The following is a 23551-nucleotide window of genomic DNA, read 5'->3' on the forward strand; positions in this document are numbered from 1 at the left end:
ATTGATGCACTTTGTGGTATGTGCTTCGGTATTTTGCGCCTTGTTCTATTATCGACAGGTGTCTTTCTGATGCAGCATCATGTATGCTGAGGGCGTATATGATGTTGCTTTCTTGAATACTTTGGAAAAATAAAGCGGGTCATTATAACCGACCGAATAGGCCACGGATTGAACGGTTAAGCCGGATGTTTTCAACAGCTCGCAGGCGCGCCGGATGCGGCATGACATGATGTACGCCGATACCGATTCGCCTGTAGCTTCTTTAAATCGCCGAAACAGGTAACTGCGCTCCAGATTCACGGCCTGCACAATCTCGGCAACAGTCAAGGACGGCTTCCAGTAATTTTGCTCAATATATCTTCTCGCCAGCCATACGTAATCTTTGGGTTCGTCCTGCCGCTCGCTTGGAAAGTATTCCATGTAATAGGACAGCAGCAGGTGCAAGCGTGCATCTGCCCGCAGCACTTCACTTGCCGATGCACCCGCATTCCAGGCCAGATGAAACCAAGGCTCCAGCGTCTCTGGCGCAGCTGATGCAACAGGCTGCGATATCGAAAGTTGGGTCAATTCCAATATCTGCGAGGCGTCCTGCCCGCTGAACTCGACCCACACGTACTCCCACGGATCGTCGGGGTCTGGGTAATAATAGATTTCCTTTTGCGGAAAAATCATAAAACTCTCCCCGGCGCTCAGTCGAAAACGTCGGCCCCCTGTCTCCAGTGTTCCTTGCCCCCGAATAATATAATGCAGCGCATAGACGTCACGCACCCCCGGTCCCCATTGATGGGTGTTACACGGCTTATGTCCGCCGCTGATAAAGTAAACATGACTGGCCCTGCTTCTGTCTCTCCACAATGAGCCCAAACGGATCCTCTCCCTTGTTCATATGTAGTCATTATTAAATATTACTGTCACCTTTATTTTCACTACTGGAAACAAAGCTTCGAGTTGCTTATCATGGATATAGAGAGCTTTTGCCCAGCATAGATGTAAGCGCACCCACGCTTCTTGAGACGACATATGTAATGGATATTCAATCCAGAGAGGAGAATGTTGTGTTGCTTAGAACGGTTACAGTAGAAAATGGTCAAATTCAGGGGCTGCCCGCCGCAGATCCGCGTATAACCAGCTTTAAAGGCATCCCGTTCGCAGCCCCTCCGGTAGGTGAGAATCGGTGGCGCGCTCCGCAGCCTGCGCCCGACTGGGATGGGGTGCTGCAAGCTTTTGATTTTGCGCCGATCTCCATGCAAGCCCCAACGGTCATTGACGATAACAACATATACACCCGGGAATGGGCTGTTGATCCGGATCTGCCGATGAATGAGGACTGCCTGTATCTGAACGTCTGGACACCCGCCAAACGGGCCGATGAGAAGCTGCCTGTGTTTGTCTGGTATTTTGGCGGAGGACTTCAAGTTGGTCACACCGCCGAAATGGAGTTTGACGGTGAACGTATTGCCCGCAGAGGTATTGTTGTGGTTACCGTCAACTACAGGCTTAATGCGTTTGGCTTCCTGTGCCATCCCGAAATCAGTGCCGAATCCCCGGAAGCTCCGGCCAACTTCGGACATCTGGATCAACAGGCAGGCACGCAGTGGGTGAAACGCAACATTGCCGCCTTTGGCGGGGATCCGGATCAGATCACGATTGGCGGACAGTCTGCGGGAGGCGGCAGTGTACTCAGCCAGATGACCTCCCCGCAAAATAAAGGGTTGTTCCATCGGGCTGTCATTATGAGCGGCATGGCGACCGAGCTGTACCCGAATGTACGTGTACCCGCAGTTCGCGGCACACTGCGTGACGCCGAGCAGGAAGGTGTTGCATTTTTCCGCTTCCTGGGAGTATCCTCGCTGGCTGAAGCAAGGCAGCTGGATGCCGAATACCTGCGTGACAAAGCATTGGAATACAAAGGCTTCTGGGGAACCGTTATCGATGAACAGTTCTGTGCAGGCGATCCGTTCACCCGCTTCATTCAGCATCAACGCGAACCCGTTCCCGTGATGCTCGGGCACACGTCTTCCGAGTTCTGGACCCGGCCTGCGGTAAGCAGCCTGGACGAACTGAAACAGATGGCTGCCGAACGTTTTGGCGAGGATGCCCCGGCCTTTTTGCAGCGCTGCGAAGCCGACACCGGTGACTTGGAACATGCCCTGCAGATGGCTTCAGTCCGCATGATCGAACATGCCATCCAGCTGGCGATTCGATCGAACAGCGGGGACCCGTCCGAGACACCGCTCTATTATTATAACTTCGACGCGGAGATTCCAGGTTGGGATCAGCCAGGCACCTTCCATTCTGTCGATTTGTGGTTTTTCTTCGAAACACTCGCCAAATGCTGGCGGCCTTTCACTGGTAAACATTATGATCTGGCGCGCCAGATGTGTAACTATCTATCCCATTTCATCGCGACAGGTAACCCGAATGGTCCGGATTCCACCGGCAAACCTCTGCCCTATTGGATTCCGGCCAGCGTACAACAGCCTTATCGCATGGAATTTGATGAACAGGCCCGGTTACAGCGTGCTGAGCCTGAGCCTGTGCTCGAATTGGTCATTGAGCATTATTTCAAAAAGCAAAATGAGCCTGTTTTGTAACGGTTTGCTGCTACTCTAATATTACAATAAAGAGCCGTGCAAATGTGCATGGCTCTTTATTGTCTTGCCTGTTTAACTTCCCTCTTGTTATCAATGCAGTTATACCTAGTCAGCTGTATGATGTTCAATGTTGCGTTAATCGTTGTCTATGATTTCCCCAAAGCCTTGAATGTGCATGACTCCTCTCGAAATTCGCTCGGGGTTTTGCCGGTATGTTTTTTGAACAGCCTGCTAAAGTATTTCACATCTTCATATCCAATGATCGCAGCCACTTCACTGACTTTTGCAGGAGAGACTGCCAACATCTCCATCGCCCGCCGGATACGCATATTCGTCACAAAATCCCCAAACGTGAGGCCTGTTTCTTTCTTAAACAATTCGCTAAGATGTCCCGGATGCAAATGGACCTGACCGGCCACCTGCTGCAGACTGATCTCCTGTGCAAATCCGGATTCAATGTAGGCAATGGCCTTTTGCACATGTGACGCCTGTCCTTGGCCCATTTCGCAATAATAGGTTTGCATCAGACCGTATAAATGCTGAAACAGCAAATCCCGGAGGTCCGCGGCATCTGCATCCGGTTCCGGCTGCCAAGGTTCATATCGCGCAGGTTCTTCTCTTCCTAATGCATGCATGGTACGAACAAGCCAGCGCTGTCCGGCGATGACCGCAGAATGCAAACAGGCATTGAACGATTCCGGCGTCACTTCCGGATCCATGATAAGCTCGCTTACAAGCTCTCGCGTCCATGCGGTCAGCATGACAGGATCATTATCGAGCAGAAGTGTCCCCAGTGCAGTTTCTTCTTCATGCGAAAGCAAGGTTTTCCCGCCTTTGCGATGACGTACATGTTCAATGCTCCATATTTTATCCTCCAACAACCCCAGAAACTGAAATGCCGTGGATGCGGTCATGTAACTTTCGTGGAGGCGTTCCTCACTAGAAACCGGATGTCCTATAGATGCACGCAGTTGACATTTCAGCAATGGTTCCATGTGATTGAACACCGCTCCCAATATGTTCTGCAGTTCCTGCTGCCTGTTCGCTGACTGTATAACGCCAATAACCTGTTTCTTATGAATATGTACGATTGCGCCAGGCAGCATATCCTCCAGCATGTTATGTACTGCAAACCTCAACAGCGCAGCCGAAGAATGACTCCATCCTTTGGCCTGAACTATGAATACCTGTTGATAGCCAAGCCCCTCATTCAGAGAATCATCGGCGAATTCGACGGCTCCCCTCTTCAGGAATGCAGGGCAAGAACCCGAATCCACGTCACCATCAATAACCCATCGTTCAAACAAGTGCTGCCTGTTCTCCCGTATTAGTCGTCCTTCTTCGGATTTTTCAGCCCAACGATCCATAATTCTTTGTTTGGCTTGAAGAACCGTTTGAATGATTTCTTCCGGTTTGCTCGTTTTGAGCAGGTAGTCCTTCACTCCCTGGCGGATCGCTTGCTGGGCATAAGGGAAGTCATCATATCCGGACAAAATAATAACCTCCAACTCCGGCAGCAATCGCAGCCCTTCGTCGGCCAGTTCAAGCCCCGTCTTACCCGTCATCCGGATATCGGTCATCAGAATGTGCGGGCGTTCACCTGCCAACCGGGTTATTGCTTCTTCCGCTGAGGCTGCCGGTGTGAGAAGTTCTATCCCTAACTCGTGCCACGCAATTACACTGGCAAGTCCGGTCCGAATAATTACTTCATCATCGACAATTAGTAGTCTCATGGTCTTTCCTCCAAAAAGGGTATGGAAAATGAGATCCGAGTTCCCCCGCCGATCCTGCTGTCCATTTCTAATTGAGCGTCAGGCCCGTAATGAAGCAGTAGTCGCTCATTCACATTGTGAATCCCGTATCCGCCAACGAACGGTTTCTCATCCGGCTGATTTTCCCTCAGCTGGTCCAGCTTCTCTTGATCCATGCCAACGCCATCGTCCAGCACGAGTACGTTCATTCGTTCCCTCCCTTGATCCTGCCGAATCATGACGGTAATTGTTCCCGTGCCAACCTTGGGCTGAATACCATGGATCATCGCGTTCTCGACGAGCGGCTGGAGCAGCAGCTTCAGCATCATCCTTTGCTCCAATGCGGGATCCACGATATACTGGACTGCAAATTTATCAGGAAAACGGATGGACTGCACACGTACATAATGCTGGATGTGCGCAATTTCCTGTCCTACAGGACAGTATTCTTTACCGTTGTTCAAACTGATCCGCAGGAAATCACTCAGACCTTCTACCATTTCTGCAATTCGAGTCTCTTTCGACATTAAGGCAATCCAGTGAATGGACGAAAGGGTATTGTACAGAAAATGAGGATTGATTTGTGCCTGAAGCGCCCTGAGATCCGCTTCCTTTTTGCGGGCTTCACCACGTATAACTTCATTCTTCAAACTCTCGATATGCGCCCCAAGCAGATTATAGCTCTCTCCTAGTCTGCCAATTTCATCATCGGTTTCGGTTCCGAACAAAGGAAGTGGACGATGCGGGTCAATACGGGACAAGTGTCTGGTGAGCACACGCAGAGGCCTCGTCACTCGGCGGACGGTAAACCAGACAAGTCCTGCGCAAATGACAGCGGAAGCAACCACAGCGAGTGCCGTAAGAATCAGAATATAACCGTTTTCCGACTTGTATTGATCGTAGGGCACCGTTCCGGTCAACGTCCATCCCGTCAACGGTTGCGGGTAATAGAGGAGCGTGCGTTTATGTTCTCCGCTGCCATACGTTGTCGTGCCGCTCCCCTGCTGCCACATCGTTGTTTGCACATCTGGTTCAACCTGCTCCAGAGATTGCCCAAGCCGGGATTTATCCATGGAAGCCAGTATTTCTCCCGAACGCCCGATCAGCTCCAAGCGGCCTTCGCCTCTGCCAAGTCCCAGCGTAGCCCAGTCTTTGGAGATAGCCTTTTCATCCAAACTGATTGCGAGCCACCCAAGATGACGATAGTCATGAATGCTGCGGATGGGACGAACCAGCGTGATCACATTTTGTATCCCTGCATAGTTGTGAACCGGATACACGCTGGTCCATGTTTTGACTCCGTTTCCGCTTGGTATTGGCGGATAGGCAATCCCCGGCTCATACCAGGTTGCCGTCGTCAGGGAAGCATTGAACCGATCCGGATAAATCGCAATGTTCGCGATATACTTTTTGGAAGCTGCCAGATTGGTCATTCTGCCGACAATGTCCACGCGGTCCAGCTCGTGATCTTCATTTCGACTCAAGTACTGCTGAATATCCCGCTCCCCGATCAGAAAAATCGATAGATTCTCGGCGTCCTGCAGCATATAGCGGAGGTTGGCTTCCACTTGTTTTAATGTATCCATGCCGGATAGCTTCGTTTTCTGTTCGGTAATGCGGGACGAAATCAAAAACGCGAACAGACCTAGCGCCAGCAGCGGCACAATCATGGAAGCTGTTACGACCACCGAGAGTTTTCTCTGGAGCGAAGAAGTAAGCCAGCGTCCCAATGCCATTTCCTCCTCTGGATGCGATTTCGTTTATCCTTTGACCGCACCAGCCGTCATGCCTTTCATGACCTGTTCCTGAAAAACAAGATATAAAATAATGGTCGGAATCACCGATAAAGTCATGGCGGCCAGCGTTAATCCATAGTCCGTCTGATATCCATCTGCGAAGTTCGCAATCGCCAGCGGCAGCGTTTTCAAACCGGTTTTGTTGATGAACACGAGTGCAAACGAAAAATCGTTCCAAGCATGCAAAAAGCTCAAAATCGTAACCGTGGACAAGGCAGGCACCGACATGGGCAGCATGATCCGGACAAACAGTCCCCACAGCCCTGTTCCATCCATAAAAGCAGCTTCTTCGATGTCACGCGGCACACTTGTCAGGTAAGCTGTGAGCACAAAGATGGCTGTAGGCAATGCAAACGCCGTATAAGGCAGAATCAACGCCCAATATGTATTCAACAAGGACATCTGCTTCATTAGAATAAACAAAGGAACCAGCGTACTATGAATGGGAATCAGCATACCCACAACGAAAAAAGTCATGACCAGTCCCTTCCAACGGAACTGGAACCGCGCCAATATGAAAGAAGCAAGCGCAGCAATAAACAGCGTCAATACCAGCGATCCCAACGATACAATCAAGGAGTTGCCAAATGCCGTTCCCAGTTTCGAGCTTTCCCACGCATGGCTGAAATTGGCCGCGTTCCATTGGGCCGGCAGCCCAAAAGGTCTGCTGTAGAAATCTTCATTCGTTTTAAACGCACTAATGACGAGCCAGTAAAACGGATACAATGTTAAAATACCATACACTGTTAGCAGCGTCCAAATGATTCCACTCCGCAGACGACGAACCGGATGGCCCGAAGCTCTTCCTGACGATGGCATCGTTACAGGTGTCGTACGCATTGAATTCACTCCTCTCCCTCAGTTCTCTTTCCGTTTGCGACTGGTCACCCACTGACTTGTTCCGATTAGCAGCAAGGAGATCAGCACGATGGTTGTTGAGATGGCACTTCCGAAACCGTATCGGTATGTCGTAAAGGTTGAATTATACATATAGGTAGCGAGCAGCTCTGTAGCATGTGCCGGCCCCCCCTTGGTCATGATGTACACCAGATCGAAGGATTTCAGGCTGCCCGAAATGCACAAGATGATCGCGACCTGTACGGTTCCCCAAATCATGGGCAGAGAAATGGACACCAGCTTGCGGATTCCTGATGCTCCGTCCATCTTGGCCGCGTCATGAATCTCACCGGGAATGTTCTGCAGCGCAGAGATGAAAATAATCAGGTACAAACCAACGAAGCTCCAGAGCAGCGGCGGTACAAGAGAAAAGATAGCCATCTTATCATCAGAGAGCCATTGCAGTTTCCAGCTTTCCAGCCCCAAGGCGTCCAACAGAAAGTTCAAAATCCCAATCTGTGGATGATAGATATACTGCCAGATCATGCCGATCACGACGGTAGATAACACCATGGGCAGAAAGACGGCGGAACGCAGGAAGCGCTGCAGCGGATTGCTTTTATGCAGCAATACCGCCAGCATCAGCGCTAACGGAATCTGTCCAAAAACGGACGCCAGGACAAAAATCACGTTGTTTTTCAGCGCCCGCCAGAATATGGGGTCATGCCAGATCTCCACGTAGTTGTCCAGACCGATGTAGCTGGACTCCCCGATTCCGGACCAGTTAAAGAAACCATAATAGGCTGACCAAACAACGGGGACAAATACGAACAACGCATATATGATCATTGCCGGAGCAAGCCCCAGCAGGATAAAACGCCGATTGCTTAATGCGTTCATTTATTCACTTCCCTTCGTTAATCGCTTTCTACCGACTGCAAAAACATTCACACCAGGCCACTGCGAGTGCAGTACATTTCACCTTGCAAATGAGAGGTTCAGACGTAAACCCCCTCCCCTGAGGGGAAGGGGGCGATGGCTGCTCAACAATCATTATTGTGCAGTACTTGCATCGTTTTGCGTCTCACCAATACTCGGATCAGACTTCTTAGTTGCCAATAGCATTGGCTTGTGCAGCCTGAATTTTGGCCGCGATCTCTTCGGCTTTGCCGCCCATCAACAGTTCCTGCAGTCCGTTATTAATGACTTCTACCGTTGCAGACCCCAGCTTGGAATCGTAGACCGGGTTAATCTTCACTTCCTGCATTAAATCATACAGCTCCACGAACAAAGGATGTGCCTTGGATTTATCCAGATCAATGTTGTAGCTGACGAGCGTGCTGCTGTCCAGCGTAGCCTTCTGGCCGTCCGGACCAGCCAGTGCGTAGAACAGCTCCATGGCGGCTTCTTTTTGGGCTCCGCTCAGCTTCTTGCTTACACCCAGGCCGGTACCTACCACGCCAGAGGTTGTTCTTGCCTCCCCTTGGCCACCGTCCACGGGTGGAAGAATAGTAATATGCGTATTGTCCAATACCTCTGCAGGAGCGTTGTTCACCAGATTTGCCAAAGCCCATCCACCATTCATGACCATGGCTGCTTTCCCCTGAAAGTACAGCTGCATCATCTGTGTCTCGTCAATACTGTTAAAGCCATCCTGGAAAGCTTTGTTGTTGCCAAGCTCCTGCATCTTATTTAGCGCTTCGATAAATTGCGGATCGGTAAAACTCGCTCCATCCTGGGCGACTGCCTTCAGAAACCAATCCGTGCCTGTAATCCGGTCAGCGAGTGTACTGAAGATCGTGGATTGTGCAACCCAGTTAGCCTTGTTCCCAAGCGCCATCGGAATTACCTTGTTCTCGTTAAATGTTGCAATGGCTTGCTCCAACTCGGCCCAAGTCTCAGGAACTTTGACGTTATACTTTTTAAATAGAGCCTCGTTGTAATAAATGAATGAGCTTGGCGCCAGATTCATCGGCACGGAGTAGATCTTCCCGTCAACCGTGTAACCATCCAGTGCGTTCGGGATAAAATTGTCCCTCCACTCTGGCTTCGCGTCCAGCTCCGCATTAATCGGCTGCAGCAGATCGCCTTTTACAAATTCTTTCGTCATTGCATCAGGCCACATGACAAACAAGTCCGGCATTTCATTGGCAGCGGCCACCGTGCGGAGCCTTGTTCTGAGACCATCCGTAGGCAGGCCCTCATCGACCACTTCAATTTCTGGATGGGCCACGCGGAAATCCTCAATGATCTTGCGCATCGCTACCGCTTTTGCATCCTGTCCGGTCCAATTATGCCAGAGCGTAACCGTAACTTTATTGTTGCTGTCCGTTCCTTCCGACTGATCACTGCCACTGCAGGCGGCGAGTATCATTGAAAATAAGGCAATAGCCATACATCCCGAAAGCCATCTTTTTAACATTCCTTAATCCCCCTCGGCATTTTGAATACATTTATTGTAAATGATAACGCTATCATATCGTAAGGTGACGATCCACGGATGCAGGGGTGAAAAATATCGGATGCATGCTTACCAAGCGTTTCAATTAAAAAAGTCGCTAACTTAGCGACTTGGTAGGGTATTATTTACGATGATATGAGCTCATTACAAGTGTAGCTGCTATCTCATAAGCCGCTGACATCTTTTCCACCTATATCACAATGTGGTCCGCAAACCAAAGCAACATTCGTAACAGGTATGCTCAAATCAAATTCATCCAAAATTGTGAAGGTGTATATGTTATTTGCGGTTTATATAGCTTCATCTTCCAGAATTCAAACAATAGTTGCACAGTATCCTGTTTGCTTCCCTTTTTCAACGGCCTTGATATAACCATCAAAGTAATAAGGGATGTCATCTTCTTTTCCATTCTGAATTCTGCCTCTAACTTTATCGAATGCCAATATTGAAATTGAAAATTCAGGCTCACCTGTAACTAAAACGGGCTGCTCTCTTTCTTGTACCCAATAATACTTTCCACCGTAATTCCTTCTTGCCACTTCGAAAATGTAACTTCCAACCATCGAAGAAACAGAATCCAACGTATCATGATCCAATTCATACTCACATAATTCGTCAAGAATAACGTCTACTTCATGTAGACTGAGTACGCTAAAATCAAAGTTCCCTTTATCCGAGAAATTGTTTTTGAAGCTTTCTGCCGTTGAAATAATGTCTTGTTCTAATCTACTTTGCATAAATCTAACCTCCGCTCATACACCATTGCAAATTGAACTTACCTATATTGCTGGCATATCCCAATATATTATTTTCGCTTGTTCGTCCCCTAATCTATTCTCCAGACATTTCCGTTATCCTACCCGTTAGCTTGACTGAAATTTCAAGCAGACATTGTTTATATACATATTCTATCGGTAATTGGTACAGATAGTTTCATCTACAGAAGTACTGCCGCTCTCTTGAGATTCCGCATACCAATCGCCTACCAGTTTATAGAGATATTCCTTGAGAACATCTTCCTTTTTCTTCATAATTCCTGTAAAAAGAAACGCGGCTTACCTGTCAATGATACATTTGTAACACCATAAAAGATACGTCTGTTGCATGAAGATTGAAAAATGGATGCTTTATCAACTGCCTGGCACGAACAAAATGGAACGGAGATTAAGCAAATGACACTTATACAAAAACGCATCGTCATTCTGATTGTAGTGATGATCGCAGCTGCCATTTTGGGCCGGCTTGCGATGCGGGCATTTTTGATCTTATGCTCGGCGGTGCACTGTTCGGTGGTAACTTCCTATGAAAAATAAAGAAAAAGGCAGGAAAAAAGTATTGTGGGGATTTATTTATGTAGGTGCTTTCATTGTTTGCGGCTATAGAAAAGATGAATGAGTATCTGGACCGATATATGGGAAGTGAATAAAATAGACTGCATGAGCCGGAATTAATTGAACCTGCCCATTTGTTGATATAAAGCAGCCGACTACTTAATCGGCTGCTTCTTGATATTATTGTGTTGTCGTTTTCCCGTTAGCTTGATGATTATTTTTAATTTCAAACAATTTGATACAACATGCTGATCATTTTTGATGGGAATCTTCATTAAAATAATGTTTGAACTGTTTTTCCATTTTATTCGCTACTAAGTGGGTGGAGCGTAAATGTACAATTGCTGTTATGACAAAATACAGGGAGACTATTGTAATAACGGAATAAACGATAACCATCTAAAACTCCTCTCTAGAAGGTAGGTGATCAAAGATTGCCTGGTTCTATTTGACGCGACTCCTGGAACAATAATCGCTAGCCAATCGCGGTCTGCTATGATCTACTTATTGTTACTGACGTGTGAACTGTAGGTTTGAAATACCTCCACCCCTTTTTTCAAACGTTGCAATCCATCTACAAGGCGTTCTCTAGGGCAAGCATAGTTCAATCGAATGAATTCATGTCCGTTACCGCCATAAATGGTGCCCTCAGAGACATATAATCCTGTCTCCTCCCTTATGAGTTTGCACAGATTATTTACATCATGAGTCACAGTCCGGCAATCGATCCAGGCCAAATAAGTAGCTTCCGAATGGATAACCCGCAGCTGAGGCAGCTGACTGACCACAAAATGTTCGAGATACTGCTTATTCGTCATGAGATAGTCCAATAAGGCTTGCAGCCAAGGCTCCCCTTCCGTATAGGCCGAGATTGCCGCTTCAATCGCAAAAGCGTTAGGTTCGGCAACCTCATCGGTATTGATGCTGCGATGTACGAGTTTTCGGATCTCCGGATTCGGCACAATAATACTCGACGTTTGAATGCCTGCAAGGTTGAACGTTTTCGTTGGCGCTACACAGGTAATGCTATTTTGAGCAATTTCTTCCGATACGGAAGCGAATGGGATATATCGGTATCCTGGATGCGTTAAATCACAATGAATTTCATCGGAAAGAATAAGCACTTTATGCTTAACGCAAAGCTTACCAAGTTTCTCAAGGTCTTGTCTGTCCCACACTTTGCCGATTGGGTTATGCGGGTTGCAGAAAATCATAATCGTTGTATCAGGATCGGCCAGCTTCTTCTCCACATCGTCAAAATCGATCGAATAGTGATGGCTATCGTAAACCAAATCACTTCCGAGAACTTCTCGTTGATTGTTCTTAATGGAGTTGTAGAAGATATTATACACAGGCGCAAGAATAAGGACCTTGTCGCCGACTTTGGTCATTTTGCGCACGATCGAAGAGATGGCAGGCACTACGCCTGTGCAAAACATAATCCATTCTTTTTGAATTGAAAATTGGTGTCTCTTTGCCCACCACTGAGCGACTGCATCGTAGTAAGTGTCCGGTACCGTGGCGTATCCAAAAATACGGTGGTTTAATTTCTTTTGCAGGGCATCGACGATAGCCGGCGATGTCTCAAAGTCCATATCTGCCACCCACATCGGCAGTTCTCCCGGTCCAACCTCCCATTTATATGAGTTCTTGTCCAATCGGCTCGTCATTTTGTCAAAGTTGAATGACACTTCTTTCACCTGCTTTATCCAGCTCGTATTTGGTGTTGGCGGCAAAGATTTTATCGTCATCGGTGATGATTTTGCCAATATCCTTTGCTTTGATTTTTCCGGAGATTGGATTTCTAACACTGTCAATCATGGTCTTGGCTTCCACCTCTATGGTTGAGTACTCAAATGCCAAGTCGGTATTAAGAATTGTCCCGTTCTCAATTACGAGGCGGTCCATGTAACACATTCCTTGATTGCTTTCGATGGTGCAGTTGATAAACGTGATGTTCTTTGAATTCCAGCCTAGATATTCTCCGATGATCCATGAATCATAGACAGTGACGTTCTCGCAATTCCAGAAGGCGTCTTTCGATATAAGCTTTGCATTACGGATCGTCATATTCTTTGCTCCATCGAAAGCATAGTTCCCTACCAGTGTGAAATCGTCGATGGTGATATTTTCGCTATTCATTCCAAAGTAGTCGCCTTTTGCGGTCACATGATTCAAGTGAATATCCGTGCAGTTCCATAAGGTCTCTTGTGCATTAGGCAGATCCACATTCTTCAGGAGGATTTTGCTCGAACGCCGAAATGTCTTCGGTGCCTCGATGATGCTATCGTTCATGGAAATTTGATCCGTATACCATATTCCCGATCGGGCCATTTCTAGAAAAGTGCTGTTATTGACGCGAATATTGCTGCAGTACCATAACGGATACTTCCATTTGAAAATGCTATTATGAATAGCAATGTCGTTGCTCTCCTTTAATGGCGACTCGCCATCCGCAAATATCGAATTCTTAATGATAAGATCTTTACTCTTAAAAAGAGCTCGTTCTCCGGTTAGCATTTGTTGATCGATCGTTTGCATTTTACTTTAATTTCCCTCCAAATACCGGGAAGAAGCTATGCTCACCATAATCCTGGATGTGCTCTACATTCTTCAAGGTCTCCATATCTGCATTGCTGATCACAAAATCAAGCTCTGCATTGTTTCTCATGTGATCTGGATTTGCCGTTTTGGGAATGACGACCAGTCCAAGCTGGATACCATAACGGAGGCATAGCTGAGCAACAGATATTCCATACTTTTCAGCTATTACCTTAATATCTGCATGATCAAGGACTGCACCATGTGCAATTGGTGAATATGCTTCTACCAAGATGTCATTCTTCTGACAGAATTCAATGAGCTCTAAGGGCGTATTGCTCACATGTGCCAAGATCTGATTGACCATCGGCTTGATCTCACAGCTCTCAAATATATTCTCTATATCATCCTGAAGGAAGTTAGAAAGACCGATTGCCTTTACTCTGCCTGTTCTATAAGCATCCTCCATCGCTTTCCATACTTCTTTGTTTTCCTCGAAGTAACGGTTCTCCTCACGGAACTCCTTCCAAGGCTGCGGGCTGTGGATAATCAGAAGGTCAATGTAATCCAGCATCATTTTTGATAAAGACTCATCAATGGACTGCGTAACTGCATCATAGTTCTTTGCTTCTGCAGCAACCTTTGTCGTAATGAAAAGTTCTTCTCTTGCGACACCGCTGGAACGGATTCCTTCCCCTACACCAACTTCATTCATATAAGCCTGTGCAGTATCAATATGGCGATATCCGATAGATACCGCATCACGTACTGCCTGTGCCGCCTGTTTATCATCAAGAAGCCAGGTACCAAGGCCCAATTTTGGAATTTCTACACCATTTGATAATTTGTAAGTTTCGTTAAACATGTTTTCGTCTCCTTTGCATGGTTATTTTTTACATCCTTATCAGTAAGTTCATTAGTCAGTGGGTGATGGCAGTGATCAAGGGTTCCTTGTCATTGCCAACATTTTCATTACCCTGACATGCACGCACATAGAGTGAGTCATCAACCACAACAGACCAAATCCAAGTCGGGGTGCCGTAGGTTATTCCGTCTTCGCGGAACGGCGAGATGTGCAGGTCGTCAGCTTCAGTTATTTTGCGCAGTTCTTCTTTCGACCATGTGTCCATGAGAGGCATCCTCCTTATTAGGCAACTATTATAGAATGTTGAATTAAATTCCTATCTAGAAAATTGATTTATGGAACTATACTTGTAATTTCTCATTAAAATAAATACTAAACTCAATATTAAGAATAGGAATCCGCCTAATACGACGTACTGCGTACCCAATCCTGATATAACCAGTCCACCTAACGATGTACCGGTTGTTACCCCCAAGTTACCGGACACCAGAAACAGTCCATTCGAGAATTCAGGGGCTTCCGGAGCTGCAGACGACATCCAGTACTGACTGATATTATTTCCTATAGCCACTACGATTCCAAAAATCAAAACAATGAATGCCATAGGTACAGTGAACTGTCCCATTAAGAACAACAAGATGTAAACGCCCCCTAATACGAATGGAAAAGAGGCGACAGATTTTATGGCATTTTTAGTAAGCAGCTTCCCGGCGACGATGTTTCCTATTATACTTGCCCCACCGAATAGGAATAACATGAAACTAATCGTTTCCCCGGGTACATTGGTAATGGTTTCAAGATACTCGGCAAGGTAACTACTGACTCCATACATCGCTGCATTTATAAAAATGACCGCAGCAATGGACAGCCAAGTCATTGGTTTTGTTAATACAGTTAATTGAGATCCATAAGAGAGTCTTTCCTGAACAGGCATAGATGGTACGAATAGCAATATAGCCATGAATGCTATAGCATTCACAATAGTGAAGAATAACATTGCCATATCAAGCGAAGTTGTATTAGCAATCAAACTAGAGACAGGTGCACCAAGTACCATCCCTCCCGTTACTCCCATAAATACTTTAGAAGTGGCTTTTGGAGCCTCTTCCTTGCTAACAGAGGCTGCTGCCGCTGTCAAAGCGATTGAGACATAAACGGGATGTAAAAAGGCTGGGATCACACGAGCAATTAATAAAATGGTAAAGTTTGATGCAAATATGGAGACCATGTTGCCCAGAACGAAAACGCCTAATACAAGTAACATTACCTTCTTGCGATTGATGCCCGAAAACAATAACGGCATGATGGGCCCAGATATGGCAACAGCAAGTGCAAAGAGACTCACTAGCAACCCTGCTTTGGAGATACTGATATGAAAATGGTCCGCAATTAAAGGTAATATCCCTACGATCCCCATTTCCGTATTTAAGATGCCGAAAACACCTATGGTCAATATTAGAATCAACCATTTATTTCTGTTAGCCAATAATAAGCAACTCCTATCTTCAGCAGTTTTTGCGCAGCAGATGATTTAACAAAGAAGGTTGTTTAATCAACTCATGTCTATTATTATATGGGTAAGAAAGATACATTCAATGGTTAAAATAACGAAGTCTGTTGATATCTCAACACAGCAATCAAAAATGTTAATTATCTAAGAAAGTTTGGTGAAATATAGGATGGTAAAGATGGATCGGAGAATTGCTAAAACGCAGGAAGCCTTGAAAAAAGCTGTTATTGAATTAATGAGGGAAAAAAACTTCGATGATATTACTATTCAGGATATTGCAGATCAGGCTGACCTTAACCGCGGAACTATTTACCTTCATTATCAGGACAAATATGATTTGTTGGATAAACTGATCGAGTCACATATGAATGAACTAAGCGAGATGGATGATTGGGCATGTAAGCTGGATTGGAGCAATGGGCTTGTACCTTTTTTTGAGTACTTTGAGAAAAACTATTTATTTTTTTCGACCATGTTAGCGAGTAAAGGAGCCCCTTCTTTTAGAACTCGGCTTCAAAATTATGTTATGGAAGGATTCAAAGGAGAGATTGATCGAGAAAGCGGAAAAAATGTGGATTTAATTGAAGATGTTATGTTGCAATATGCGGGTACCGCTTATGTAGGAATCATTGAATGGTGGATTCGAAATGAAATGCCGTATCCCCCGCAAATCATGGCCAAACAAGTTGGAACCTTATTGGAGAGAAGCCTATAGAACATTGCTGGTCCATTTGTCATACAGCTATTAAGAAATTAAACCTCCAGATTAGTGATGTTGCCAGGTCGGATTCGCAAGACGAAAGAAGAGCAGGCCACTTTAGGGCCTGCTCCTGATGTACGTTATCAACTGTCTTTTCCCATTAGCAACATCATTCTTCATTTACGCATTCACTTTATAGTTAGGCTTTAATTATGCTCCCAGGGATTTGTGCTCCACACTAACCGAAGGCTTGGAATAAAACAATAGATATAGTCCAACTCCTAGTTTGGTAGCTCCATCAAGAATTCCGAAATAAAGGAAGGGTACGGGCTGAAACAGCATCCCAACTATAGCAACTATTGTACAAACCGTTCCAAGGATAATCATGGACTTTCCGTGAACGTAATAAAATATAAAGAAATGAATTCCCGTTGCAAGAAGTGCCCCGAGCCAGATCATCCGCCAATCCAGGCTTGGAAAAAACGGACCTGCGATCAAAAATATGAGAACAAAAAGAGCGATGACCCCAATATTCCCCACCCGATCCTGAAAAGATGCGCTTGGCCCCTGAGATAATCTTCGATGGACACTCGAATTTAAAAATGAAATATAGAAACCAATAAAGAATCCGGTCATAAAAATGAAAGGATTTAAATAGTATTCTCCTCCAAATAACGTTGATACAATGATGACGGTTCCGATGATGGTCAGCCACAAACCACAGACTCGTTTCTGGTTAAATTGCAATGGAACTTCACGATCATATCCTAGTTTTTGAAGCATCCCCGCCTCCTGGAAAAGATATAGTGGAGCTGTTTGGAGCATAGGCTCAATTCAAGTTATTCTGCGTGGGTGCTCAACGTTCCTGCCAGTTCCTTGAACAAAAGCAGCCGACCACATCGATCGGCTGCTTTTTTGCTTTTACTGTGCTATTGTTTCCCCTACTTTAAACTTCCTTAAGCCATCTTAAAACCTTGTATATCATAAGCCAGTCTTTCAATCCATATGCGAGCCACCGTTAATATCGATTTCCTCTCCTGTAATATAGGACGCCTGACTTGAGGCCAGGAAAGCGATGGCCGACGCAATTTCTTCGGTTTCTCCCGGACGTCCCATTGGAATGCTTGCGATGACTTCTTTCGCCGTATCCTCATCAAGCGATTTCCAAATGTCGGTATTCACAAGCCCTGGTGCGATGCAGTTCACCGTAATGCCGTTCGCAGCCACCTCGCGGGCGAGGTTTTTAGAGAATCCAAGCACCGCTGCCTTCGAAGCCGAGTAATGGGCCCCACCGAAGACGCCGCCGCCACGTTTCGCGGATACGGACGACAAGCTGATGATCCGGCCATATCCCTGTTTTTTCATCTGCCCCAGCACCGCCTGGGTGCACAGGAACAAGCCGAACATGTTTACGTTGAATACGCGAGTGATGTCTTCCAGCGTCATTTCTTCAACGGTTGTTTTTTGGGAAATTCCCGCATTGTTCACTAGAATGTCAATTCTACCGAAATGCCGGATTACTTGCTCCACCATGGCCCGGTTCGATTCCTCGCTGGTTACATTCAGTTCGATGCCGATGGCTTCCCCGCCTTGGGCACGGATTGCGTCCACCGTCTCCTGAATTCCTTCTTGATTGATATCCGCGATGACCAGCTTCGCGCCTTGCTTGGCCAATGTCAAAGCGATCGTGCGACCGATTCCCCGTTTTGAACCGCTTCCTGTGACGATTGCTACTCTGTTATTCAATTCAAACATGAAACTAACACTCCTTTTAATTTTATGATTCAAACCCGCTGGGTTCGATGGATCCGGCATGGGTCGCTTAACGGTTGTTTTTCACCAGGGATTGCGCCGTGTGCACAATGTTCTCCACCGTAATCCCGTTCATTTCAAGAAGCTTCTCATAAGGAGCAGACTCCCCAAACTTATCCTGTACACCGATTCTGCGGACGATGGCGCCTCCTTCCTCGGCGACCACTTCGCTCACGGCGCTGCCTAGCCCGTTTAGAATGTTGTGGTCTTCCACCGTAATAATCCGTCCGGTACGCAAGCAGTCCACCACGGCTTCGCGATCAAGCGGTTTAATTGTATGCATGTCAAGCAATTTTACGGACACGCCGGATTGTTCGAGAATTTCCGATGCTTCCAAAGCCAAATGGACCGTATCGCCGTTTGCAATGATGGCGACATCATTTCCGTCTTTCAGTCTTTTTGCTTTTCCGATCTCGAATTCATCGTCCTCGCCGTAGATGACCGGAATGGTATCACGCGTAAAACGGAGGTAAACCGGTCCATAGTGTTCCGCGGCCTTAGCAACCAACTTGCGGGTGGAAGCATAGTCCGCGCCCATAATAACCGTCATGTTCGGTATGGTGCGAAGGACGCCCATGTCCTCAATCGCTTGATGGCTTCCTCCGTCGTTGGCTGGGGTCAAACCGCCATGGGAGCAGGCGATTTTTACATTCAAGTGTGGATAGCATACCTCTTGTCGAATCTGTTCCGCCATGCGCAGCGAACCAAACACCGCATACGTACTAATAAAAGGAATTTTGCCGGTGGTCGCCAGCCCGGCTGCAAGGCCTGCCGCATTTTGCTCGGCAATCCCAACGTTAATATGCTGATTCGGAAGTTGGTTGGCAAACTCCGTCGTTTTGCACGATTTGCCGATGTCGATGTCCACAACGTAAATATTTTTGTTCTGTTTGCCAAGTTCCAAAATTTCATGTCCAAATGCGTCACGAGTCGCAATTTTCTTAACGGTTGCTTCACTTTTTGGTGTACTCATCATTTTAGCCCTCCCGCAAGTTCTTCCATGGCTTGCTTATACTCGGCTTCCTTCGGGGCGGCGCCATGCCAGCCGCATACGTCCTCCATGAACGAAACGCCTCTTCCTTTGACCGTGTTGCAGACGATGCAAATCGGTTTCCCATGCTTGAGATCCCTTATTTCGTCCAACGTATCTACGATCAGTCCCATGTCATGTCCGTCGATTCTTCTCGTATCGAAACCAAATGCTTTAAATTTTTGCTCCAGATCCAAGTTCGGCATAATCTCGTCGCAAGTTCCGTCGATTTGAAGATTGTTGTCGTCCACAAAAACGATCAGGTTATCCAACTGATATTTGTTCGCCGTTTGCGCCGCTTCCCAGATCTGCCCTTCCTGACACTCCCCGTCGCCGAGCATCGCGAACACCCGGTATGATTTGCCGTCCCTTTTGCCCGCGATCGCCATGCCTACCGCGCAGGAGAGGCCTTGACCTAAAGAACCTGTCGAAATATCAATTCCTGGACATTTTTTCATATCGGGATGTCCCTGGAACGGCGATCCATACTTACGAAGCGTATGCACGTTTTCGAAGGGAACGAACCCTCGATGAAGCAAGGCAGCATACTGGATTGGACACACATGCCCTTTCGATAATACAAAACGATCACGGTCCTCCCATTTCGGATTCAGTGGGTCAATATTCATTTCGTTGAAATACAGCGCGGTTACGATATCCGCAGCAGACAACGATCCGCCCGGATGCCCGGATTGAGCCTCGTAAATCATCGTAAGTGCAGTTTGTCTCAGTTCGATTGCTTTTTGTTTAAGCTCGTCGACCTTAAATTTTGTCATTGTGCTCACCTCATTTTATGATTATATACCGATTTGTCATGTTGTATACTTGTATCCTAAGTTATTGTAAAAAAAACGAGTATTTAGATCCTTTCTTATACTCATTTTTTAAAAACATTAGCCGACCTTACTCGAGCTTGCACGATCCAACGATGTTCCTGAATGGATTTTATGGCTTTTGCCCGTTTGCTTCACCAAGAAGATGATAATTGCAGCGCTTACAATCATGCTGATCCCCAGCACAGTCAAACCGAGATTATGACTGCCTGTCATGTCATTCACAAATCCAACGAAGTATGGGCCGAAAAACCCGCCAAGGTTTCCGATACTGTTGATCAAAGCGATCGCTCCGCCAGCGGCTGCTCCCGTTAGGAAAGATGGCGGGATTGCCCAGAACGGAGAGTATGCGCCGAATGCTCCGCAAAGGCTAACCGTTAGAAGTGCAAACGAACCGACTAGGCTGAATTCCGACACGTACAAGCTGGCTATCATTGCAATGGCACTTATCGTCAGGCAGCCGGCAACGTGAAACTTTCGCTCATTCTTTTTGTCCGAGCTTTTTCCCACCAAATACATGACAACCATGGCACAAAGATACATGCAGCCTAGCAACCAGCCGATGCTTTGCAGACTCCATCCGGTCGTTTCGGTTAGTCCTCTTGAAATGGTTGGCAGGAACATATTAATGCCGTAATATCCGAACATCCAGAAGAAGTAGCCGATCGCCAAAACAAGAACATCTTTGTCCCGCAACACTTCAAGAAACGTCGGTTTTTTCACTTTTTGCTTCTCCAGCGCCTCTTTGCGGGTCACATCCAGCAGCCAAGTTTTCTCATCACCGGTCAGCCACTTGGCGTCTTCAATGCGATCCGTCAGGTAGTAATAGCAAATGATGCCCAGAATCACTGCCGGAACCGCTTCCAAAATAAATAGCCACTGCCAACCGGAAAGTCCAAACCATTCAATCTGCAAAAGAAACGTCGATAACGGGGAACCGATTGCGTTTGCGGCCGGAATGGCGATCATGAAACCGGCAATGGCTTTCGCGTGATGTTTGGATTGATAGAATCCACTAAGATAATGAACCATACACGGATAAAAGCTGGCTTCAGCAACGCCGAGCAAGAAGCGAACGATATAAAACTGGATCGGGGTCTGAATGAACGCCATGACGACCGCCATGATTCCCCATGTAATCATGATCCGGCTGATCCAGCGCCTTGCACCAATCTTGGACATCATCGCGCTGCCTGGAACCTCCAACAAGAAGTACCCCAGAAAGAAAATTCCTGCACCGAAACCGTACACCGCCTCGGAAAAACCGAGTTCTTCATTCATTCGCAAGGCAGCAAAGCCGATGTTTACCCGGTCCAGAATCGAAATTGCGAAACATAAAAACAAAAAAGGGATCAATCGCATCGTTACTTTACGAACTGTAGATTTCTCAAGCTGAAGTAGATCCATAGAAAATCCTCCCATTAATTAATACGAATCCATTTTTGATTTAAACGCTTACAATTTGGTTCGAAAATGGATACCATATCTTCCATTGCAGAGTTTCCAATAGTTAATTTGCTTCACCTCCAATTGATTTGTAATCTTGTAAACTTGTATCCTAAGTTAACTTGTCTAGAATATAACAAGTTCATTTTTAATTGTCAATAACTGATTATAAAATTTTTAAAGAATAAGCATAACAAAAATCCCTATGCCTTTACCTTATGCATAGGGATTTTTGTTAATCTTTCCAATAACGATCATAAAGATTTTGCATATGCTCCGTCATCAGCCTGACAGCGGTATCCTCTTCTTTTTGCTCAATAGCATTAATGATTTCCTGGTGCTCTTTAAAATTAGTGTCTCTATAGTCCGGACGGGTTACTGTCCGATCCCGAATAAATCTCCACATTTCCTGCTGTTTCATTGCTTGGGTAATCACAGTCATAAACTGAATATATAGATCATTGTGCGAAGCTCGAGCAATTTCCATATGCAATCGTTCATCGGTTTCAGGCACATAGTGTCCTTTCGAAGTTTCGGACTCCATCTGTTTGATCGTTTCTCGAAGAAGAAGGATTTCTTCTTTGGTAGCCCTTTGAGCCGCCATTCTGGCAATGAGCGGTTCAATGCTCATTCTCGCTTCGACAATGTCCTCTGGAGACACCGAGTTTATTAACGATTCGTCGGTAAGCGACTCATCCTGTGCGACAATGCTTTTGACGTAGACACCTTCACCTTGTCTGGAATAAATGTACCCTTTCATCTCCAATGCACTCAGTGCTTGTCTTATAGGAGCACGGCTTACTCCAAATTGCGCACACAATTCACGTTCCGTTGGAAGCTTGTCTCCGATTTGAAACGTACCGGATTGTATCTCGGAAAGAATCTGATCATAAATCTGAATGTACAGTTTGTTGCTGGATACGCGATTGAATTGTATTGTAATCATCTCCCTCTTTCAGCTCTACTTGCTCAATCTACTTGCACTATATCCATAAATATTATATAAATTAGAGTCTTGTTAGACAACATAATGTAAGACAAATGTGCAGAATAACATATCGTATCGTGAAGCCCTGAGTACTCCGCTATACCATAAAAGCCAAACAAGCTGCCTGTAGGCAGCTTGTTCAAGTGCATTCACTCCATATGATTATTAAGGCTGAATGACAAATGTCGTTACGCTCTGGGCTGGAAGGTTTGCCGTAAATCCATTGCCGGATATCTGGAGTGAGGAGCCTGCCGCCAGATTGCGCGTGCTATCCGTGATCCAGGAGGATACGGCGGATCCCTTTACATTTTTCACCTTGAATCGCTGATTCACGTCCGATGTATTTTTGTTAATAGCGACAATGACGATCTTGTTGTTGTCTCCCTTGTACGCCGAGACATACACGCCGTTCGCCGGATTTTTGGTTGCATCTACCCTGACGTCTCCAGGACGGATGAATTTGGAGTAATGAGCCATACTGTAGCCGCGTTTGCTAATGGTTCCGTCTTCCTTGATCGGACCATAATGTCTGCGAATGTACCACCATACATAAGCCTGGAAGTTCCCTTCAACCATGGCGTTATACATGTGCTCCGCAACACCCAACGCCTCCGGCCAGCGATCTGCCGAGTCGGTTTCGCTGTTTGGATAGTAGACTTCGGTCATCCATAGCTCCTTGCCTGCACCCTTTTGCTCGTACAATGGATATGGAAAATCACTGTATTGTGTGCCATACGTATGTGCTCCGAGAATATCGAGATTGGCGAGCGCTTGTGGATCATTTAAAATCGGATCCGACATTTGTTTCACATAGGAGAAGGACTCCGGCGCAATGACCCTGTTGTTGATCGAGCCTGCATTTTCTTTCATGAATCGCAGCATCTCCTCCGGAGACCACCAGGTCCAGTCATGGGCGTAATCCGGCTCGTTCTGGACGGAAATGGCATACAGGTTCACGCCGTTATTTTTCATAAACGTATCGAACTCATTCAAATACTGTGAGTAGGCATCATACTTGTCGTATTTGAGCCGTTTGGCCTGTGTGTCCTGAACATA

The 23551-nt window shown here is 46.3% G+C and carries 21 protein-coding genes and 1 pseudogene; 3 read left to right on the forward strand and 19 right to left on the reverse strand.

Annotated features, from left to right (window positions below):
* Window positions 1–48: 48 nt before the first annotated feature.
* Complete coding sequence (locus MKY59_RS16305; protein ID WP_339272366.1) at window positions 49–864, reverse strand: AraC family transcriptional regulator; 816 nt, start codon at window positions 862–864, stop codon at window positions 49–51.
* Window positions 865–1058: 194 nt separating this feature from the next.
* On the opposite strand from MKY59_RS16305, the gene MKY59_RS16310 reads away from it, so the two are divergent.
* Entirely contained in the window at window positions 1059–2594 is a 1536-nt protein-coding gene (locus MKY59_RS16310) for a carboxylesterase family protein (RefSeq protein WP_339272369.1), read from the forward strand.
* 146 nt (window positions 2595–2740) lie between these two features.
* On the opposite strand, the gene MKY59_RS16315 is transcribed toward MKY59_RS16310, so the two are convergent.
* From MKY59_RS16315 to MKY59_RS16340, 6 genes are all read right to left on the reverse strand, one after another.
* Window positions 2741–4327, reverse strand: a complete 1587-nt coding sequence (locus MKY59_RS16315; RefSeq protein WP_339272371.1) for a helix-turn-helix domain-containing protein — start codon at window positions 4325–4327, stop codon at window positions 2741–2743.
* Window positions 4324–6075: a sensor histidine kinase gene (locus tag MKY59_RS16320; protein ID WP_339272372.1), complete on the reverse strand. Its 1752-nt coding sequence runs from the start codon at window positions 6073–6075 to the stop codon at window positions 4324–4326. Before MKY59_RS16320 ends, MKY59_RS16315 begins: the two co-directional genes overlap by 4 nt.
* Window positions 6076–6105: 30 nt before the next feature.
* Window positions 6106–6960: a carbohydrate ABC transporter permease gene (locus MKY59_RS16325; protein WP_339278412.1), complete on the reverse strand. Its 855-nt coding sequence runs from the start codon at window positions 6958–6960 to the stop codon at window positions 6106–6108.
* Window positions 6961–6999: 39 nt separating this feature from the next.
* The gene (locus tag MKY59_RS16330) at window positions 7000–7878 is read right to left on the reverse strand and encodes a sugar ABC transporter permease (RefSeq protein WP_339272373.1); all 879 of its coding nucleotides are present in this window, start codon (window positions 7876–7878) and stop codon (window positions 7000–7002) included.
* Window positions 7879–8086: 208 nt separating this feature from the next.
* Window positions 8087–9400 carry an extracellular solute-binding protein gene (locus MKY59_RS16335; RefSeq protein ID WP_236412674.1) on the reverse strand — a complete coding sequence of 438 codons (1314 nt, stop codon included), beginning with the start codon at window positions 9398–9400 and terminating at the stop codon, window positions 8087–8089.
* 353 nt (window positions 9401–9753) lie between these two features.
* Entirely contained in the window at window positions 9754–10176 is a 423-nt protein-coding gene (locus tag MKY59_RS16340) for a hypothetical protein (protein ID WP_339272374.1), read from the reverse strand.
* A 435-nt stretch (window positions 10177–10611) separates the two neighbouring features.
* Here MKY59_RS16340 and MKY59_RS16345 point away from each other — a divergent pair, with 435 nt between their 5' ends.
* Window positions 10612–10752 (forward strand): hypothetical protein, encoded by a 141-nt coding sequence (locus tag MKY59_RS16345; protein ID WP_339272375.1) that lies wholly within the window; start codon window positions 10612–10614, stop codon window positions 10750–10752.
* 518 nt (window positions 10753–11270) lie between these two features.
* Here the strand turns inward: MKY59_RS16345 and MKY59_RS16350 are convergent.
* From MKY59_RS16350 to MKY59_RS16370, 5 genes are read right to left on the reverse strand one after another with little or no spacing between them, the layout of a single operon-like run.
* Window positions 11271–12521, reverse strand: coding sequence for a MalY/PatB family protein (locus tag MKY59_RS16350; protein WP_339278413.1), 1251 nt, complete (start codon window positions 12519–12521; stop codon window positions 11271–11273).
* The gene (locus MKY59_RS16355; protein ID WP_339272377.1) at window positions 12445–13311 is read right to left on the reverse strand and encodes a DUF3737 family protein; all 867 of its coding nucleotides are present in this window, start codon (window positions 13309–13311) and stop codon (window positions 12445–12447) included. Before MKY59_RS16355 ends, MKY59_RS16350 begins: the two co-directional genes overlap by 77 nt.
* 1 nt (window position 13312) lies before the next feature.
* Complete coding sequence (locus MKY59_RS16360) at window positions 13313–14176, reverse strand: aldo/keto reductase (RefSeq protein ID WP_339272379.1); 864 nt, start codon at window positions 14174–14176, stop codon at window positions 13313–13315.
* 55 nt (window positions 14177–14231) lie between these two features.
* Complete coding sequence (locus MKY59_RS16365; protein ID WP_339272381.1) at window positions 14232–14441, reverse strand: DUF2255 family protein; 210 nt, start codon at window positions 14439–14441, stop codon at window positions 14232–14234.
* Between the two features lie 51 nt (window positions 14442–14492).
* On the reverse strand, window positions 14493–15662 hold the full coding sequence (locus MKY59_RS16370) for an MFS transporter (RefSeq protein ID WP_339272383.1): 1170 nt from the start codon (window positions 15660–15662) through the stop codon (window positions 14493–14495).
* A gap of 193 nt (window positions 15663–15855) precedes the next feature.
* On the opposite strand from MKY59_RS16370, the gene MKY59_RS16375 reads away from it, so the two are divergent.
* Window positions 15856–16401 carry a TetR/AcrR family transcriptional regulator gene (locus MKY59_RS16375; protein ID WP_339272385.1) on the forward strand — a complete coding sequence of 182 codons (546 nt, stop codon included), beginning with the start codon at window positions 15856–15858 and terminating at the stop codon, window positions 16399–16401.
* A 195-nt stretch (window positions 16402–16596) separates the two neighbouring features.
* Here MKY59_RS16375 and MKY59_RS16380 read toward each other — a convergent pair whose 3' ends face one another.
* From MKY59_RS16380 to MKY59_RS16410, 7 genes and pseudogenes are all read right to left on the reverse strand, one after another.
* Window positions 16597–17169, reverse strand: a complete 573-nt coding sequence (locus MKY59_RS16380) for a DUF6609 family protein (protein WP_339272387.1) — start codon at window positions 17167–17169, stop codon at window positions 16597–16599.
* A gap of 213 nt (window positions 17170–17382) precedes the next feature.
* A complete protein-coding gene (locus MKY59_RS16385) occupies window positions 17383–18141 on the reverse strand; it encodes an SDR family NAD(P)-dependent oxidoreductase (protein WP_236412664.1) in 759 nt (252 codons plus the stop codon).
* Between the two features lie 67 nt (window positions 18142–18208).
* Window positions 18209–19171: a transketolase C-terminal domain-containing protein gene (locus tag MKY59_RS16390; protein WP_339272389.1), complete on the reverse strand. Its 963-nt coding sequence runs from the start codon at window positions 19169–19171 to the stop codon at window positions 18209–18211.
* Window positions 19171–20004 carry a transketolase gene (locus MKY59_RS16395; protein WP_236412662.1) on the reverse strand — a complete coding sequence of 278 codons (834 nt, stop codon included), beginning with the start codon at window positions 20002–20004 and terminating at the stop codon, window positions 19171–19173. The genes MKY59_RS16390 and MKY59_RS16395 overlap by 1 nt, the downstream gene beginning before the upstream one ends.
* A gap of 117 nt (window positions 20005–20121) precedes the next feature.
* Entirely contained in the window at window positions 20122–21468 is a 1347-nt protein-coding gene (locus MKY59_RS16400) for an MFS transporter (protein ID WP_236412660.1), read from the reverse strand.
* A 274-nt stretch (window positions 21469–21742) separates the two neighbouring features.
* A complete protein-coding gene (locus MKY59_RS16405; RefSeq protein WP_339272393.1) occupies window positions 21743–22453 on the reverse strand; it encodes a FadR/GntR family transcriptional regulator in 711 nt (236 codons plus the stop codon).
* 207 nt (window positions 22454–22660) lie between these two features.
* Window positions 22661–23542: pseudogene (locus tag MKY59_RS16410) on the reverse strand (glycoside hydrolase family 30 beta sandwich domain-containing protein); the annotation flags it as partial.
* Window positions 23543–23551 lie beyond the last annotated feature (9 nt).

This window comes from Paenibacillus sp. FSL W8-0426 (assembly GCF_037969725.1).
GTDB classification, from domain to species: Bacteria; Bacillota; Bacilli; order Paenibacillales; family Paenibacillaceae; genus Paenibacillus; species Paenibacillus hubeiensis.